The organism is Pokkaliibacter sp. CJK22405, assembly GCF_046614695.1.
Lineage (GTDB): Bacteria > Pseudomonadota > Gammaproteobacteria > Pseudomonadales > Balneatricaceae > Pokkaliibacter.
Genome location: NZ_JBKKHQ010000017.1, coordinates 213,628 through 228,058, shown reverse-complemented (window position 1 = coordinate 228,058; position 14,431 = coordinate 213,628). Strand labels below are relative to the sequence as shown.

The following is a 14,431-nucleotide window of genomic DNA, read 5'->3' as shown; positions in this document are numbered from 1 at the left end:
TTGAGGCACCTTTTTTATTGCCCTGAATCCATAAGAAATCAGGGCCGGCTCAGGGTTAGCTTAATCACGAGGAGCGTAAGCAAATACATCCGAGCGCATCTGATCCTTATGTAAACCCTCCAGCACAAAGGCATCCAGTGCAGCGTAGACCATGCCAGGAGAGCCACAGGCCCATACCTGAGCCGCAGACAGGTCATGAGCATCCGCCACCACGGCCTCATGAACCAACCCGGTTCGTCCTGTCCAGGCATCGCTTTCCAGACCGTCACTGATGACCGGGATGAAGTGCACATGCTCATGCTGTTCAGCCCAGAGTTCAGCTAATGCCAGCCAATACAGGTCCTTGGCTTCCCGTACACCCCAGTAGAGATAAAAGGGGTTCTGACAGCCTTCTTCCAGCGCGGTTTCGATCAGGCTCTTCGCCTGCGAGAAGCCAGTGGATGCTGCCAGAAAAATGATGGGGGTTTCACCATCCACCGGCGCTTCCCAGATCGCATCTCCAGCAGCAACTTTCAAAGAGATACTGCCGCCACGCTGCAGCTGCTCCAGTACCACTGAAGAGAGACCCGCCCCCGGCGTGACCCGCACATGCAGCTCAAGCTGGGGCCAGTTCACCGGACTACTGGCCAGCGAAAAGGCCGGTGACTCTCCACCTTCCAGCATCAGCAGAATATATTGACCTGCCTGATAGCAGCAGGCGGTTTCCGGCGCCTGGAGCAGAATGCGATACACATCATGGTTCATCGCCTGCACGCTGAGGATCTGGCACTCCAGCTCTTTCACACACTCACCTCTGTCTCTCTTCGCTCAAGCGAAGTTATGGTCTGGTTCTGCTTTGGCAGATTATTCCAGAATATTGAGTTCATCCCACAGCGAATCAACCCGTGATTTAACCTCTGGGTCCATTACGATGGGCTCTCCCCATTCTCGCTGCGTCTCTCCAGGCCATTTATTGGTGGCATCCATCCCCATTTTCGAGCCAAGCCCTGATACCGGAGATGCAAAATCCAGATAATCGATAGGCGTATTTTCCACCAGAACAGTATCGCGTGCGGGATCCATGCGCGTGGTGATCGCCCAGATGACATCTTTCCAGTCACGGGTATTCACATCCTCATCCACCACAATGACAAACTTGGTGTACATAAACTGTCGAAGGAACGACCAGACGCCCATCATCACGCGCTTGGCATGGCCTGCGTACTGCTTCTTCATACTGACCACGGCAAGTCGATAGGAACATCCTTCCGGCGGCAGATAGAAATCCACAATCTCTGGAAACTGACGCTGCAGAATCGGGACAAAGACCTCGTTCAAGGCGACACCCAACACAGCCGGCTCATCCGGTGGGCGCCCGGTGTAGGTGCTGTGGTAAATCGGATTCTTACGATGCGTAATGCGCTCAACCGTGAATACCGGGAAGCGATCGACCTCGTTGTAATAGCCGGTGTGATCACCAAAAGGACCTTCATCCGCCAGCTCATCCGGATAAATATGACCTTCCAGCACAAACTCTGCACTGGCAGGTACTTGCAGATCATTGCCAATACAGGGCGTAACCTCCGTCTTGCTGCCACGCAGAAGCCCGGCGAAGGCATACTCTGAGAGAGTATCCGGCACCGGTGTCACGGCACCAAGAATCGTCGCCGGATCAGCCCCCAGTGCAACGGAGACCGGGAAAGGCTTGCCTGGGTTGGCCTGACACCACTCACGGAAATCCAGTGCGCCGCCACGGTGTGCGAGCCAGCGCATGATCAGTTTGTTTTTACCAATCAGCTGTTGACGATAAATACCAAGGTTCTGTCGCTCTTTTCCCGGTCCGCGAGTAATCACCAGCGGCCAGGTCACCAAAGGAGCTGCATCTCCGGGCCAGCAGGTCTGGATGGGGAGTTTGTACAGGTCGACAGCCTCGCCTTCCAGCACCACGTCCTGACACGGGGCAGACTTCACCACCTTGGGACCCATGTGCATGACCTGACGGAAAATCGGCAATTTTTCCCAGGCATCGCGAAAGCCGCGAGGCGGCTCAGGTTCTTTCAGGAAAGCCAGCAGCTTGCCTACTTCGCGAAGAGCCTCAACGCTTTCCTCACCCATGCCCAGCGCCACCCGCTCAGGCGTACCAAACAGGTTTGCCAGCACCGGTACGGAATGTCCTTTGGGGTTCTCAAACAGCAAAGCAGGCCCGCCCGCCCGCAGGGTTCGATCACAGATTTCCGTCATTTCCAGGTAAGGGTCAACTTCCGCTTTAATACGCTTAAGCTGACCGCGCTTTTCCAGCATCTGGATAAAGTCACGTAAATCCTTGTATTTCATTGGCACCCCTCAGGCTTTGAACTTCGGCCGCTGGCCACAGGCTGATCTGCCTGCAGGCGCTTGAGTGTAAATAAGAAGAGAGTCGAGAAAAAGGCCGAATGGCAGATAGCAAAAAGGGGCAAGTGTTGGCTTGCCCCTTTTTCGATGACGCAGGCTTAGCCGCGCTTCATCGACAGGAAGAACTCATCATTGGTTTTGAAGTCCTTCAGCTTATCGAGCACGAACTCGATCGCCGCGCCATCTTCCATTGGATCCAGCAGCTTACGAAGAATCCACATACGCTGCAGCTCTTCATCACTGGTCAGCAGGTCTTCACGACGCGTACCGGAACGACGGATATTGATCGCAGGGAAAGTACGTTTCTCGGCAATACGACGATCCAGATGGATTTCCGCGTTACCTGTACCTTTAAATTCTTCAAAGATCACATCGTCCATTTTTGAGCCGGTATCAACCAGCGCAGTAGCAACGATAGTGAGGCTGCCGCCCTCTTCGATATTACGCGCAGCACCGAAGAAACGCTTGGGCTTCTCAAGAGCGTGGGCGTCCACACCACCGGTCAGCACCTTACCAGAGGAAGGGATAACGGTGTTGTAGGCACGAGCCAAACGAGTAATGGAGTCAAGCAGGATGACCACATCTTTCTTGTGCTCAACCAGACGCTTGGCTTTCTCGATAACCATTTCAGCCACCTGAACGTGACGGGCTGGTGGCTCATCGAATGTAGAAGCAACCACTTCACCGCGCACAGTACGCTGCATCTCGGTCACTTCCTCAGGGCGTTCATCAATCAGCAGAACGATGAGATAGCACTCTGGGTTGTTACGGGCGATGGAGTTAGCGATGGTCTGCAACATCAGAGTTTTACCCGCTTTTGGCGGAGAAACGATCAGCGCACGCTGGCCTTTACCGATGGGGCAGATCAGGTCGAAAACACGAGACGTCAGGTCTTCGGTACTACCGTTACCCTGCTCCAGCGCCAGACGCTGATTGGGGAACAGTGGTGTCAGGTTCTCAAACAGCACCTTGTTCTTGGAAGACTCAGGGCGGTCATAGTTGATTTCACTGACTTTCAGCAGGGCAAAATAACGCTCACCTTCTTTTGGTGGACGGATTTTGCCGGAGATGCTGTCACCTTTACGCAGGTTAAAGCGGCGAATCTGGCTGGGAGAGACATAGATGTCATCAGGACCTGCCAGGTAAGAGGAGTCGGCGGAACGCAGAAAGCCGAAGCCATCCTGCAAAATTTCCAGTACGCCGTCACCATAGATATCTTCACCGCTTTTGGCGTGAGCCTTGAGGATAGCGAAGATCACGTCTTGCTTACGTGAACGGGCGAGATTCTCCAAGCCCATCTGGTTAGCAAGTTCCAGCAAGTCTGGTACGGTTTTTTGTTTGAGCTCGGTTAGATTCATAACTTGAGTCAGAGACGCGAATGGTCGCAGTTGAGTAAAGGACAGGCCGCCCTTGTGCTAAGAAAAAATAACTAGCGGGTGGTTTCCAAACAGCATCACATGGGCAACCGGCACAGGTGCAACGAGCGATACAAAAAACGGAAAAACCAGGGCGAGGTTAAATGGAACGAAATTCTCGGTATGTAGAATTAACGAATTATCGGAGGTCAGTACCTTGACCGGGGATTGGTCCAGCACGAAGCCTGACTTCCAGACTGGTTAACGGATAATAGGTAAAAAAATCCGCCCTGTCTATTCATTGATCATTAAAACCTGAGTTTCACAAAAGACGCGGCTTGCGCCAGAAAACAGGCAGAAAAAAAGCCGGCTCCACAAGGGTTACCGGCTCTTCGCTATTACAGGTTAGCGTCCAGGAAGGCGCTAAGCTGAGACTTGGAAAGCGCGCCAACTTTAGTGGCCTCTACCGCACCATCCTTGAAGATCATCAGGGTGGGGATACCACGGATGCCGAACTTGGGTGCAGTTTCGGGGTTCTCGTCGATATTCAGTTTGCAGACTTTCAGACGATCAGCGTATTCCTTGGCGACTTCAGCCAGAACAGGGGCGATCATTTTGCAAGGGCCGCACCATTCTGCCCAGTAATCAACCAGTACAGGACCGGAAGCTTTCAGCACATCTTCGTCAAAGGAAGCGTCGGTTACGTTAACAATCTCGCTCATGAAACTTGTCTCCAGATGAATAGAACAGGACGCGCCTGATGCTCGACATCTTAGCACCGCATCTGTCAGCGGAAAACCGCAAGACCCGCGACGCTTGTCAGGCAACGGACAATATCCTTTGGTAGCAAAAGTCCCACGGGCCGAATTTATCAGAGACGCTGGAAAAGACTTTCTGCTAATCTACGACACAAATAAGGCCTTGCACGGGTATTTCAAGGGACAGTATGACCGTTGAAGCACAATCTCTGACAGACAACGCTGAGTCTCCTCTGGTCGCCGCAATCGACCTTGGCTCCAATAGCTTTCATATGGTTCTGGCCCGACTGGTTCAGGACAACATCCAGATCGTCGATAAGCTGGGCGAAAAGGTCCAGCTGGCCGCTGGCCTGGATGATCAGGATATTCTCTCTGAAGAAGCCATCGAGCGCGGCCTTGAGTGCATGCGCCGTTTCTCCCAGCGCATTGCCGGCATGCCTAAAAACACCATCAAGATTGTCGGCACCAATGCCCTGCGCGCGGCGCGCAACCGTGAAGAGTTTATCGCCCGCGCCGAGCAGGTGATTCAGCACCCGATTGAAGTCATTGCCGGACGCGAGGAAGCCCGTCTGATTTATCTGGGTGCGGCCCACTCCTTGGCGGATGACGGCAGCCGCCGTCTGGTGATCGATATTGGTGGTGGTTCCACCGAATTTATTATCGGTGAGCGCTTCGAAGCTCAGCATCTCGAAAGCCTGCACATGGGCTGCGTGTCCTTTAATCAGCGTTTCTTTGCGAACGGTGAGATTTCCGAGAAGTCATTCCGCCGCGCGATTTCTGCGGCTCAGCGTGAGCTCATGAGCATCCGCAGCCAGTTCCGTAAAGTGGGCTGGGTCAATGTGGTTGGTGCTTCGGGCACGATCAAGGCTATTGAGTCCATCAGTGTCGCTGAGGGCTGGAGCACCGAAGGCATCACGCAGGAGTCCCTGCAAAAGCTGCGTAAGAAAGTGTTGGCCTGCAAGCATATCAGCGAGCTCAACTTTGAAGGTCTCAAGCCTGATCGTCAGCATCTGCTGCCTGCCGGACTTGCGATCCTCTGGGCGATCTTCTTCAGTTTGGATATTGAGCAAATGCGCAAGTCCGACGGCGCCCTGCGCGAAGGCCTGCTGTATGACATGCTGGGCCGACTGCACCATGAGGATATTCGTGAAACCACCATTGATGGCCAGATGCGCCGTTTCCAGGTCGATCGCCGTCAGGCCGCGCGGGTCGAGAACTCAGCATTAATTGCTTTGGCGCAGATTCGCCAGTCCTGGGATCTGATGGATCAGGAATATCACGATCTGCTGAGCTGGGCGGCGCGCGTGCACGAAATGGGATTGGCTATTGCGCATTCCAACTTCCACAAGCACGGTGCCTATATTCTCGAAAATGCGGACCTGGCCGGTTTTACCCGTCAGGAGCAACGTGCACTGGCCAGTCTGGTACGCTGCCACCGCCGCAAGATCTCCAAGTCGGTGTTTGAAGCCTTACCGGAAAACTACCGTCAGCCTTGTCTGCGCTTGTGTCTGATTCTGCGTCTTGCCGTCTTACTGCACCGTAATCGCAACAAGCAGCGCCAGCCTGCTTTCGTACTGAGTGCGGATGAAAAGACCGTGACTATTCGCTTCCCGGAAGGTTGGCTGGAAAGCCGCCCACTGACCATGGATGAGCTGACCGAGGAAGTGCAGTACTGGAAAAACGTCAATATGACACTGGAGATCGTCTGAGTTCAGGCAGCGATTTTTCCCGTTATAAAGCAAAAAGGCACTCCTCTGAGTGCCTTTTTTATTGCTCAACATCCGCTTATTTGCCGCTGGTCAGTGGCTGCTGGCTGAGCTCCTGCCAAACAGGGTTACCCCACAGCGGCACCGTCGACAGAGCGTGTTTGTGACTGCCATTCACTTCCTTAGTGGAATAGCTCACATACAGCAGCGTCCGGTTTTCTTCATCGAAGATTCTTCGCACTTTCAATGCCTTAAAGAGGATGCTCTTCGAGGTCGAGAAGATCACCTCTCCACCCTTGGAAAGATCGATGGTCTTCAGCATGTCATAGGTAATGGGGCCAGTCTGGCGACAGGCGATGGACATATCCGAAGGATCAGCAAAATCGAGATTGGCTTCCACATGGCTGATATAGCAGGTCACGCCAGGAATCTTCGGGTCATCCAGTTTTTCCAGCTTGATATCCTTGGTGGTGAAAAGCCCGAGGCTGACATCGCCCACTTCATTCTTGTCAGAACAACCCGCCAGCAGGATAGCGGATGCCACCACCATCAGAGATAACATCTTTTTCAAGGACACAAACTCCTTTTCCAACACACTGAGAAAATCATTGCCGACATTATGGCAGACATAAAAAAACGCTGCACAGGCAGCGTTTTTCCAGACGTAGGCAGGCCCTAGATTGCCGCTGCCGCCAGACGCTCAAGCAGCACCTGCTGAGCATTGATAGGCTCTGCGCCCTCTTCAAAGGCCACGCGCTGATAGCTGCCATCCTGCTGCAATAACCAGGCGCCGGTGTTGTCCTCCAGATACAGGTCCAGATCCTTACGCACACGGGGGGCGACACGCAGCGGCTCCATAGGGAAACAGGTTTCCACACGGTAAAGCATGTTGCGCTCCATCCAGTCGGCACTGGCACCATACATTTCCGGGGCGCCATCGTTGTAGAAGTACGCCACGCGACTGTGTTCAAGGAAGCGGCCGATGACCGAACGCACGCGGATGTTCTCTGACACGCCGGGCACCCCCGGACGCAGACAGCACATGCCCCGCACGATCAGGTCGATCTTCACACCAGCCTGAGAGGCACGATACAAGGTACGAATCAGACGCGGTTCCGTCAGCGAGTTCACCTTGACGATGATGTGGGACTCTTTACCCGCCTGCGCATGGCGCATCTCGCGCAGGATGTACTCCACCATCTTCGGATGCAGGGAGAAAGGCGCATTCAGCACCTTACTCAGGCGCAGAATTTTGCCCATGCCGGTGAGCTGCTGGAAGATTTTGTGCACGTCCTCGCCGACTTCCTGATCCGCCGTCAGCAGACTGTAATCAGTGTACAGGCGCGCAGTCCCCTGGTGGTAGTTACCCGTCCCCAGATGCACATAGCGGCGCAGCTCGTTATCTTCCTGACGAACGATCATCATCAGTTTGGCGTGGGTTTTATAGCCCACCACGCCGTATACCACGACCACTCCGGCTTCCTGCAGCAGGCTGGCCAGCTTGAGGTTGTTTTCCTCATCAAAGCGGGCGCGGATCTCGATAACCGCCGTCACTTCCTTACCGTTACGCGCCGCTTCAATCAGCGCTGCCACGATCTCAGAGTTATTACCCGTCCGGTACAGGGTCTGCTTGACCGCCAGCACCCGTGGATCACGCGCCGCTTCGCGCAGCAGATCAACCACAGGAGTAAAGGACTCATAGGGATGATGCAGCAGCAGATCACGTTGACGCAGCGCTTCAAACATCGACTTACGATCACGAAGGCGCTTGGGCAAACCGGGAGAGAAGGACGGGAAGCACAGGTCAGCACGCTGCACCAGTTTGCGCACCGCGCCCATACGGGTCAGGTTCACCGGACCGTTTACACGGAACAGGTCATTCTCGCCCAGACCAAACTCTTTCAGCAGGAAGGCGACCATGTCATCCGGGCAGTTATCAGCCACCTCAAGACGCACAGCCTGACCAAACTGGCGATGCTGCAGCTCACCTTTGAGTGCGCGCGCCAGGTCATCGACTTCTTCCGAGTCAAAATCCAGGTCAGCGTTACGGGTCAGACGGAACTGGTAGCAACCCAGCACTTCCATGCCGGGGAAGAGCTCATCGGCAAAAGCGTGAATCACCGAGGAGAGGAAGATCAGGTTATCGCCGCCACGGCACAGTTCATCCGGTAAACGGATAAGACGCGGCATGGAGCGCGGCGCCGGAATGATTGCCATGCCGGAGTCACGACCGAAAGCGTCTTTGCCTTCCAGCGCGACGATAAAGTTAAGGCTTTTGTTCACCAGACGAGGGAACGGGTGCGCCGGGTCCAGACCAATCGGCGTCATCACCGGCATCAGGGTGTCGAAGAAATACTCGCGAATCCACTCACGCTGCGCCTTGGTCCACTCACGACGACGCAGAAAGCGGATTTTCTGCTCTTCCATCGCTGGAATCAGCACATCGTTCAGAATCGCGTACTGGCGCTCGATCTGCTCATGGCAAAGCTCACGAATACGGCGCAGCACTTCCTGAGGCTGCAGGCCATCCGGGCCGACTTTCTCACGACCAAAGCGCACCTGACGGTGTAACTCGGCGACTTTGATTTCAAAGAATTCATCAAGGTTGCTGGAGAAGATCAACAGAAACTGCAGACGCTCGATCAGCGGATAACGCTCATCCAGCGCCTGCTCCAGCACGCGAATATTGAACTGCAGGTGGCTAAGGTGCCGGTTGATATACAGCTCGGGAGAGGAAAGATCGATACTGGGTACCTGTTCTTCCTGTTCGACAGCCTCTGGTGATACCACGGGCTTCTCTGCATCCAGTGCCTGCGCGACGGTAACGGTACTCATCTCTCTCCTCTCACTCTGGCAACGAACAGGCACCCGCAGGTCCCGTTACTGATTGTGAATCAGGCGCGCGGCCTGTTTGGCAAAATAGGTCAGGATGCCATCGGCACCGGCCCGCTTCATGCCGACAAGGGCTTCAAACAGACAGGCATCAGCATCAATCCAGCCCTGCTGACCGGCAGCCATGTGCATGGCGTACTCACCTGACACCTGATAGATAAAAGTCGGCACACCGAATTCATCTTTCACGCGGCGGACGATATCCAGATAAGGCATGCCCGGTTTGACCATGACCATATCCGCCCCTTCGGCCAGATCCAGCGCGACTTCGTGCAGCGCCTCATCAGAGTTGCCGGGATCCATCTGGAAGGTAAATTTATTGCCTTTGCCAAGATTACCTGCCGAACCCACCGCATCGCGGAAGGGGCCATAATAAGCAGAGGCATACTTGGCAGAATAGGCCATGATACGGGTGTTGACGAACCCCTGATCTTCCAGCTCCTCACGAATACCGCCAATACGACCGTCCATCATGTCTGACGGTGCAACCACATCGGCTCCGGCTTCGGCATGGGACAGCGCCTGACGAATCAGGGTATCGACGGTACGGTCATTCAGCACATAGCCTTCATCGTCGATGATGCCGTCCAGACCGTGAGTGGTGAAAGGGTCGAGCGCCACATCGGTGATGATGCCAAGCTCAGGGAAGGCATCCTTGATGGCTTTAGTGGCGCGCTGCGCCAGACCATCCGGATTGTAGGACTCTTCCGCCAGCAGGGACTTGCGCTCTGAAGGGGTGACCGGAAACAGCGCCATGGCAGGAATACCAAGGCTGACCAGCTCACGGGCTTCACGCACCAGAAGATCAATACTCATGCGCTCAACGCCGGGCATAGAGGCCACAGGCTCACGACGGTTTTCACCATCGAGAATAAAAACGGGGTAGATCAGATCGTTGGTCGTCAGCACGTTTTCACGCATCAGACGGCGGGAAAAGTCATTGGCGCGCATACGACGCATGCGGGTTTCGGGATAAAAACGCTGACTGGAATTAAAACGCACGACAACCTCCGGCAGGTAACGGCACCCGATTCGCGGGCCCCATTATTTGACAAAAACATGACAGCACAATGACAGCCAGGAAGGAAGCAGGAAAATCCTCTAACAGGCCTCTTCGCAAGACGATCATGATCGCTCGCTTCGCTGAAAAGACACTGCAAAAGCACTCTGCCTGCCGGACGGTGATAGTCTCACTCCGCCAATCGGCGACTGCGCCGACCACCGCAGGATAACCACCCAGCGCCCTTTTAATCCCGCCGTCCTGTGACGGCGAAATTGTACTCCTTAGACCCCCGGCCTTCATGGGCGGGAAACACTTTGCCTTGATTTTAGTGCCAATTCCTGACATGAGTGTGAACTTGGGTGACAAGCCCGTTCCTTTCCACGCGGCCAAGCCAGAGGTAAGCATGAGCCATAGCGTGCTGACTGATGTTCTTCATACCCTTGACGGGGTGTTACTCGGAAAACCCCGAATTACCCAATTGGCGACCACCTGCCTGCTCGCGGGGGGTCACCTGCTGCTGGAGGATGTGCCGGGACTGGGTAAAACGACGCTGACCCATGCGCTGGCCAGTTGTTTCGGACTGGATTATCGCCGGGTGCAATTCACCAGCGACGTGCTCCCTGCCGATATTCTCGGCGCCACCATCTACCACCCCAATGAGCAGAGTTTTCGCTTTCATCCCGGCGCCATTTTCTCGCAACTCATCATGGCCGATGAGCTGAACCGCGCCTCACCGCGAACTCAAAGCGCTCTTTTGGAGGCAATGGAAGAAAAGCAGGTCAGCATTGAAGGCCAGACCTATCCGCTGCCCAAACCGTTTTTCGTGATCGCCACCCAGAATCCGCAAAGCCACGCCGGGACTTATCCTTTGCCGGAGTCCCAGCTGGATCGCTTTCTGATGCGCCTGTCGCTGGGTTACCCGGATCCGCAGGCGGAACGCCAACTGCTGCTCGGCAATGCTGGCCGTGCCTCCCTGGAGAAGCTGACCGCTCTCATGCCGGCTGAAACCCTGCTGCAACTGCAACAGGAGGTGAAGCGGGTCAGTGTCAGCGAAGCGCTGGTGGATTATCTGCTGCGTTTGGTTCATGGCAGCCGCGAACATGAAAAGATTCAACTTGGCCTTTCCCCTCGTGCTGCGCTGGGGCTGAAAGCCGCCAGCCAGGCTCATGCCCTGCTGCAGGGTCGCAACTATGTGCTGCCTGATGATGTGCAGGCGGTGTTTATCCCTGTCGCCGCTCACCGTCTGGTCGGCCGTGGCCATGAGCAGGGTGTGGCGCTGGCGCGGCAACTGCTCAAACAGACTGCGGTGGTGATCTAGCCTCATGCAGCTGCCGGGCTTTCTTCAGCGCTCGCTGGCAGCCAGACTGGCGGCCTCCGGCGAAGTCACCCTCAGCCACAAGCGCATTTTCCTGCTGCCGAGTAAAGCAGGCTGGGGGTTTATCGTGCTGCTGTTGCTGGTCTTTCTACTGGCGGTGAACTTCCAGAACTCCATGGCTTATGCCCTTTGTTTCTGGCTCGCCTGTTTATTTGTTGCCATTATCCTGCGCACCTTCTCCAGTCTGCGCGGTGTGCAGGTGCGGGTAGTCGCCTGTCAGCCCTGCTTCGCTGGCGATGTCGCCGAATGCCAGCTGCATCTGCGCCGCAGTCACTCCGGGCGCGCAACACGGGTGGAAACTGGCTGGAATCAAACAGACATGACGGCAGCCGAGCTGCTGGATGAAAGCGAAAGTCAGGTCTCGGTTTATTGGCAAACTCGCAAGCGCGGCCATTACCATCCCGGACGCCTACGCCTGCAGAGTCGTTATCCGAGTGGGCTGATCACCGCCTGGACCTGGATTGATTTTGACTGGCAGGGCATCGCCTACCCCAAGCCTTTCTCCCGCGGTGCTCAACCCCTGCAAGCCAGTAGCGGTAAAAGCACCAGTGCTTCAGCGCACACGGCCGATACCGAATTCAGCCATCTGCGACCCTATCAGCCGGGGGACAGCCTCAAGCGCATTCACTGGCCGGCCTATGCCCGGGAAGGCGAGTTGATGAGTCGCCACTTCGGCACCCCCAGCCAGGAGCCGGACTGGCTAAGCTGGGAGCAATTCTCCGGGCATGAGGCAGAAACCCGACTGAGCCTGCTCTGTGCCGAAGTGCTGCGCCTGAGTACAGAGAACCGGATTTTTGGTCTGCGACTACCGGGCAAGGTGATCGACAAGGCCCAGGGAGAAGGTCACCGACAGCACTGTCTGGAGGCTCTGGCCCTCTTTGAAGCAGACACGTCCAGCGACGAGCCTTCTGCAGCGCCCGCGTCCTCGGTGTGGCATGGCAACACTCCGGCAGGTGGCGTATGACTCAGCGCACCCTGCTGATGATGGCCGTGGCCCAGAGCCTGACGCTCCTGTGCCTGTACGGCATTCTCTCGGCCTCGCTGGTGTCGACCCTGCTGATCGCCAGCCTCTGGCGCTGGAGCCGGTTTCAGAGCCAGTGGCAGCGACCCTCTTTGCTATTGCGCCTGTTGCTGGCCATCGCCGGGGGTGCGGTCATTGCCCTGCAAGGCACCAGCTTTACCACCCTCGAAGGGATGAGCGGCGTTCTGGCGCTGGCTTTTGCGCTTAAGTCATTGGAGCTGGTAAGCCGCCGCGATGCCTGGGTTGTCGGCTTCTGCGGACTGTTTGTACTCTCCGTGAGTTTTCTGTTTTCCCAGAGTTTCCTGCAGGTTCTGCTTGTCACCCTGGCCTTTATGAGCTGGCTGGCTGCCTTTGTCAGTTTTGAACAGGGCCAGAGTGGCAGTGCGCTGCAAGCGTATCGCACCAGCGCCAAACTGCTCGGCATGAGCCTGCCGATCATGCTGCTGTGCTACCTTTTCTTCCCCCGCTTGCCGCCTTTGTGGAGCATGCCGATGCAGCGCACCGGCGTGACCGGGATCAGCGATACCCTGTCGCCGGGCAGCATTGCCTCGCTGGCGCAGTCCAGTAAGCTCGCCTTTCGCGCCCAATTTACCGGCATGCCGGTTCCCCCGCCGCAACAGCGCTATTGGCGCGGGCTGGTACTGTCGCGTTTTGATGGCACCACCTGGGCGCAGGGGCCAGCCGCCTTTCGACGCCTTGCCATCCCGCTGGCGACGGTCAGCCAGGGCTCGTATGAAATTCTGATGAGCCCGACTGAGCAGTCTTGGCTGTTTGTGCTTGAACACTCCCGCCTGAGCCGTGGCGATGCCCTGCCGGTGGCCGATGAAACCTGGACCAGTCGCGAGCGGCTTGATGATCTCGCCAGCTTCAGCTTTGTGCAGGATGAGCGCTATCAGCAAACCACCCTGCCCGACTGGCAACGCCAGCTGGATACGTATTTGCCCGGCAATAACGCGGCGAACAGTAACCCCCGTCTCGTCGCCTTTGGGCGGCAACTGGCAGAACGATATGATTCGAGCCAGGCGCTGATCAACGCGGTTATGCAAAGCTACCGTCAGCAGCCTTTCTATTACACGCTGACGCCGCCCGCCTATGACAACGCCCCGAATGGGCTTGATCGCTTTTACTTTGATGAACGCCAGGGTTTCTGTGGCCATTACGCCAGCAGCCTTGCGGTAATATTGCGAGCCGCAGGCCTGCCAAGCCGGGTGATCAGTGGCTATCAGGGTGGGGAGTGGAATGCTCAGGGACAATTTATTGAAGTTCGCCAGTCCAGCGCCCATGCCTGGGTCGAAGTCTGGATAGAGTATCAGGGCTGGCGCCGCCTGGACCCTACCGCCATGGTGGCGCCGGAGCGGATCAATCAGGACCGCAATACCCTGACGGATACCGAAAACCCGCCCTTTGCCAGCCACCTGCCCTTCTTTCTGGAGCTGCAACAGCAGTGGTCATCGTGGGAGTTTCTCTGGCAACAAAAGGTCGTGAACTACGAGCAGGCCAGCGCGACTCAGGGCCTGCTGCAAAGACTCAAGCAATTCACCTTGCCCAGTACCGACCAGCTTGCCAGGGCATTGCTGGATCTCAAACCCTGGCTGCCCCTTCCTCTCGTTCTTCTGCTGGCACTGGGCTGGCTTTGGCAGCGCCGTCCCCGCAGCGAAGCGACGATGCTGAACCTGCTCAGGGAGCGCCTATCGCCCACCCAGACCGCCATCGACAACGCCCAGACGCCGGAACAGTTACGCCAGCAATTGCTTGCAGCCTATCCGCAATTACGCGCCGATATTCAGGACTTCTTCAGCCCCCTGCAACAGCGGCTTTATCAGCCTGAAGCGGCGATTTCTTCGTCCTTGCAACCACGCTTTCGACGCCTTTATGCCAGGCTTCGCCGGGCGAAAAAATCCCGCTGAATAAAGGATTTGCACACCGGCTCATCTCGGCAATAAACCTGCCG

Annotated in this window: 11 protein-coding genes; 4 read left to right on the top strand and 7 right to left on the bottom strand. The window is 56.1% G+C overall.

Annotation, left to right across the window (positions count from 1 at the left end; genetic code table 11):
• Nucleotides 1-60: 60 nt before the first annotated feature.
• From ACKC9G_RS14010 to trxA, 4 genes are all read right to left on the bottom strand, one after another.
• The gene (locus tag ACKC9G_RS14010) at nt 61-783 is read right to left on the bottom strand and encodes an NAD(P)H-flavin reductase (protein WP_411406435.1); all 723 of its coding nucleotides are present in this window, start codon (nt 781-783) and stop codon (nt 61-63) included.
• Nucleotides 784-843: 60 nt separating this feature from the next.
• Nucleotides 844-2,313 carry a 4-hydroxy-3-polyprenylbenzoate decarboxylase gene (gene ubiD, locus ACKC9G_RS14005; RefSeq protein WP_411406433.1) on the bottom strand — a complete coding sequence of 490 codons (1,470 nt, stop codon included), beginning with the start codon at nt 2,311-2,313 and terminating at the stop codon, nt 844-846.
• Nucleotides 2,314-2,468: 155 nt separating this feature from the next.
• Nucleotides 2,469-3,728 (bottom strand): transcription termination factor Rho, encoded by a 1,260-nt coding sequence (gene rho, locus ACKC9G_RS14000; protein ID WP_411406431.1) that lies wholly within the window; start codon nt 3,726-3,728, stop codon nt 2,469-2,471.
• A gap of 395 nt (nt 3,729-4,123) precedes the next feature.
• The gene (trxA, locus tag ACKC9G_RS13995) at nt 4,124-4,447 is read right to left on the bottom strand and encodes a thioredoxin TrxA (protein ID WP_411406429.1); all 324 of its coding nucleotides are present in this window, start codon (nt 4,445-4,447) and stop codon (nt 4,124-4,126) included.
• A 224-nt stretch (nt 4,448-4,671) separates the two neighbouring features.
• Here trxA and ppx point away from each other — a divergent pair, with 224 nt between their 5' ends.
• Nucleotides 4,672-6,192 carry an exopolyphosphatase gene (ppx, locus tag ACKC9G_RS13990; protein WP_411406427.1) on the top strand — a complete coding sequence of 507 codons (1,521 nt, stop codon included), beginning with the start codon at nt 4,672-4,674 and terminating at the stop codon, nt 6,190-6,192.
• 76 nt (nt 6,193-6,268) lie between these two features.
• Here ppx and ACKC9G_RS13985 read toward each other — a convergent pair whose 3' ends face one another.
• The 3 genes from ACKC9G_RS13985 to hemB all read right to left on the bottom strand — a co-directional run bounded on the left by ACKC9G_RS13985 (nt 6,269) and on the right by hemB (nt 10,083).
• Nucleotides 6,269-6,751 (bottom strand): CreA family protein, encoded by a 483-nt coding sequence (locus tag ACKC9G_RS13985; RefSeq protein ID WP_411406437.1) that lies wholly within the window; start codon nt 6,749-6,751, stop codon nt 6,269-6,271.
• 113 nt (nt 6,752-6,864) lie between these two features.
• A complete protein-coding gene (ppk1, locus tag ACKC9G_RS13980; RefSeq protein ID WP_411406425.1) occupies nt 6,865-9,024 on the bottom strand; it encodes a polyphosphate kinase 1 in 2,160 nt (719 codons plus the stop codon).
• Between the two features lie 45 nt (nt 9,025-9,069).
• On the bottom strand, nt 9,070-10,083 hold the full coding sequence (gene hemB / locus ACKC9G_RS13975) for a porphobilinogen synthase (protein ID WP_411406423.1): 1,014 nt from the start codon (nt 10,081-10,083) through the stop codon (nt 9,070-9,072).
• A 404-nt stretch (nt 10,084-10,487) separates the two neighbouring features.
• Here hemB and ACKC9G_RS13970 point away from each other — a divergent pair, with 404 nt between their 5' ends.
• Genes ACKC9G_RS13970 through ACKC9G_RS13960 form a run of 3 tightly spaced genes read left to right on the top strand, consistent with a single transcriptional unit; the run spans nt 10,488 to nt 14,387 of the window.
• Nucleotides 10,488-11,402, top strand: coding sequence for an AAA family ATPase (locus ACKC9G_RS13970; RefSeq protein WP_411406421.1), 915 nt, complete (start codon nt 10,488-10,490; stop codon nt 11,400-11,402).
• A gap of 4 nt (nt 11,403-11,406) precedes the next feature.
• Nucleotides 11,407-12,423, top strand: coding sequence for a DUF58 domain-containing protein (locus ACKC9G_RS13965; RefSeq protein WP_411406419.1), 1,017 nt, complete (start codon nt 11,407-11,409; stop codon nt 12,421-12,423).
• On the top strand, nt 12,420-14,387 hold the full coding sequence (locus tag ACKC9G_RS13960) for a transglutaminaseTgpA domain-containing protein (protein ID WP_411406417.1): 1,968 nt from the start codon (nt 12,420-12,422) through the stop codon (nt 14,385-14,387). Before ACKC9G_RS13965 ends, ACKC9G_RS13960 begins: the two co-directional genes overlap by 4 nt.
• The last annotated feature ends 44 nt before the right edge of the window (nt 14,388-14,431 follow it).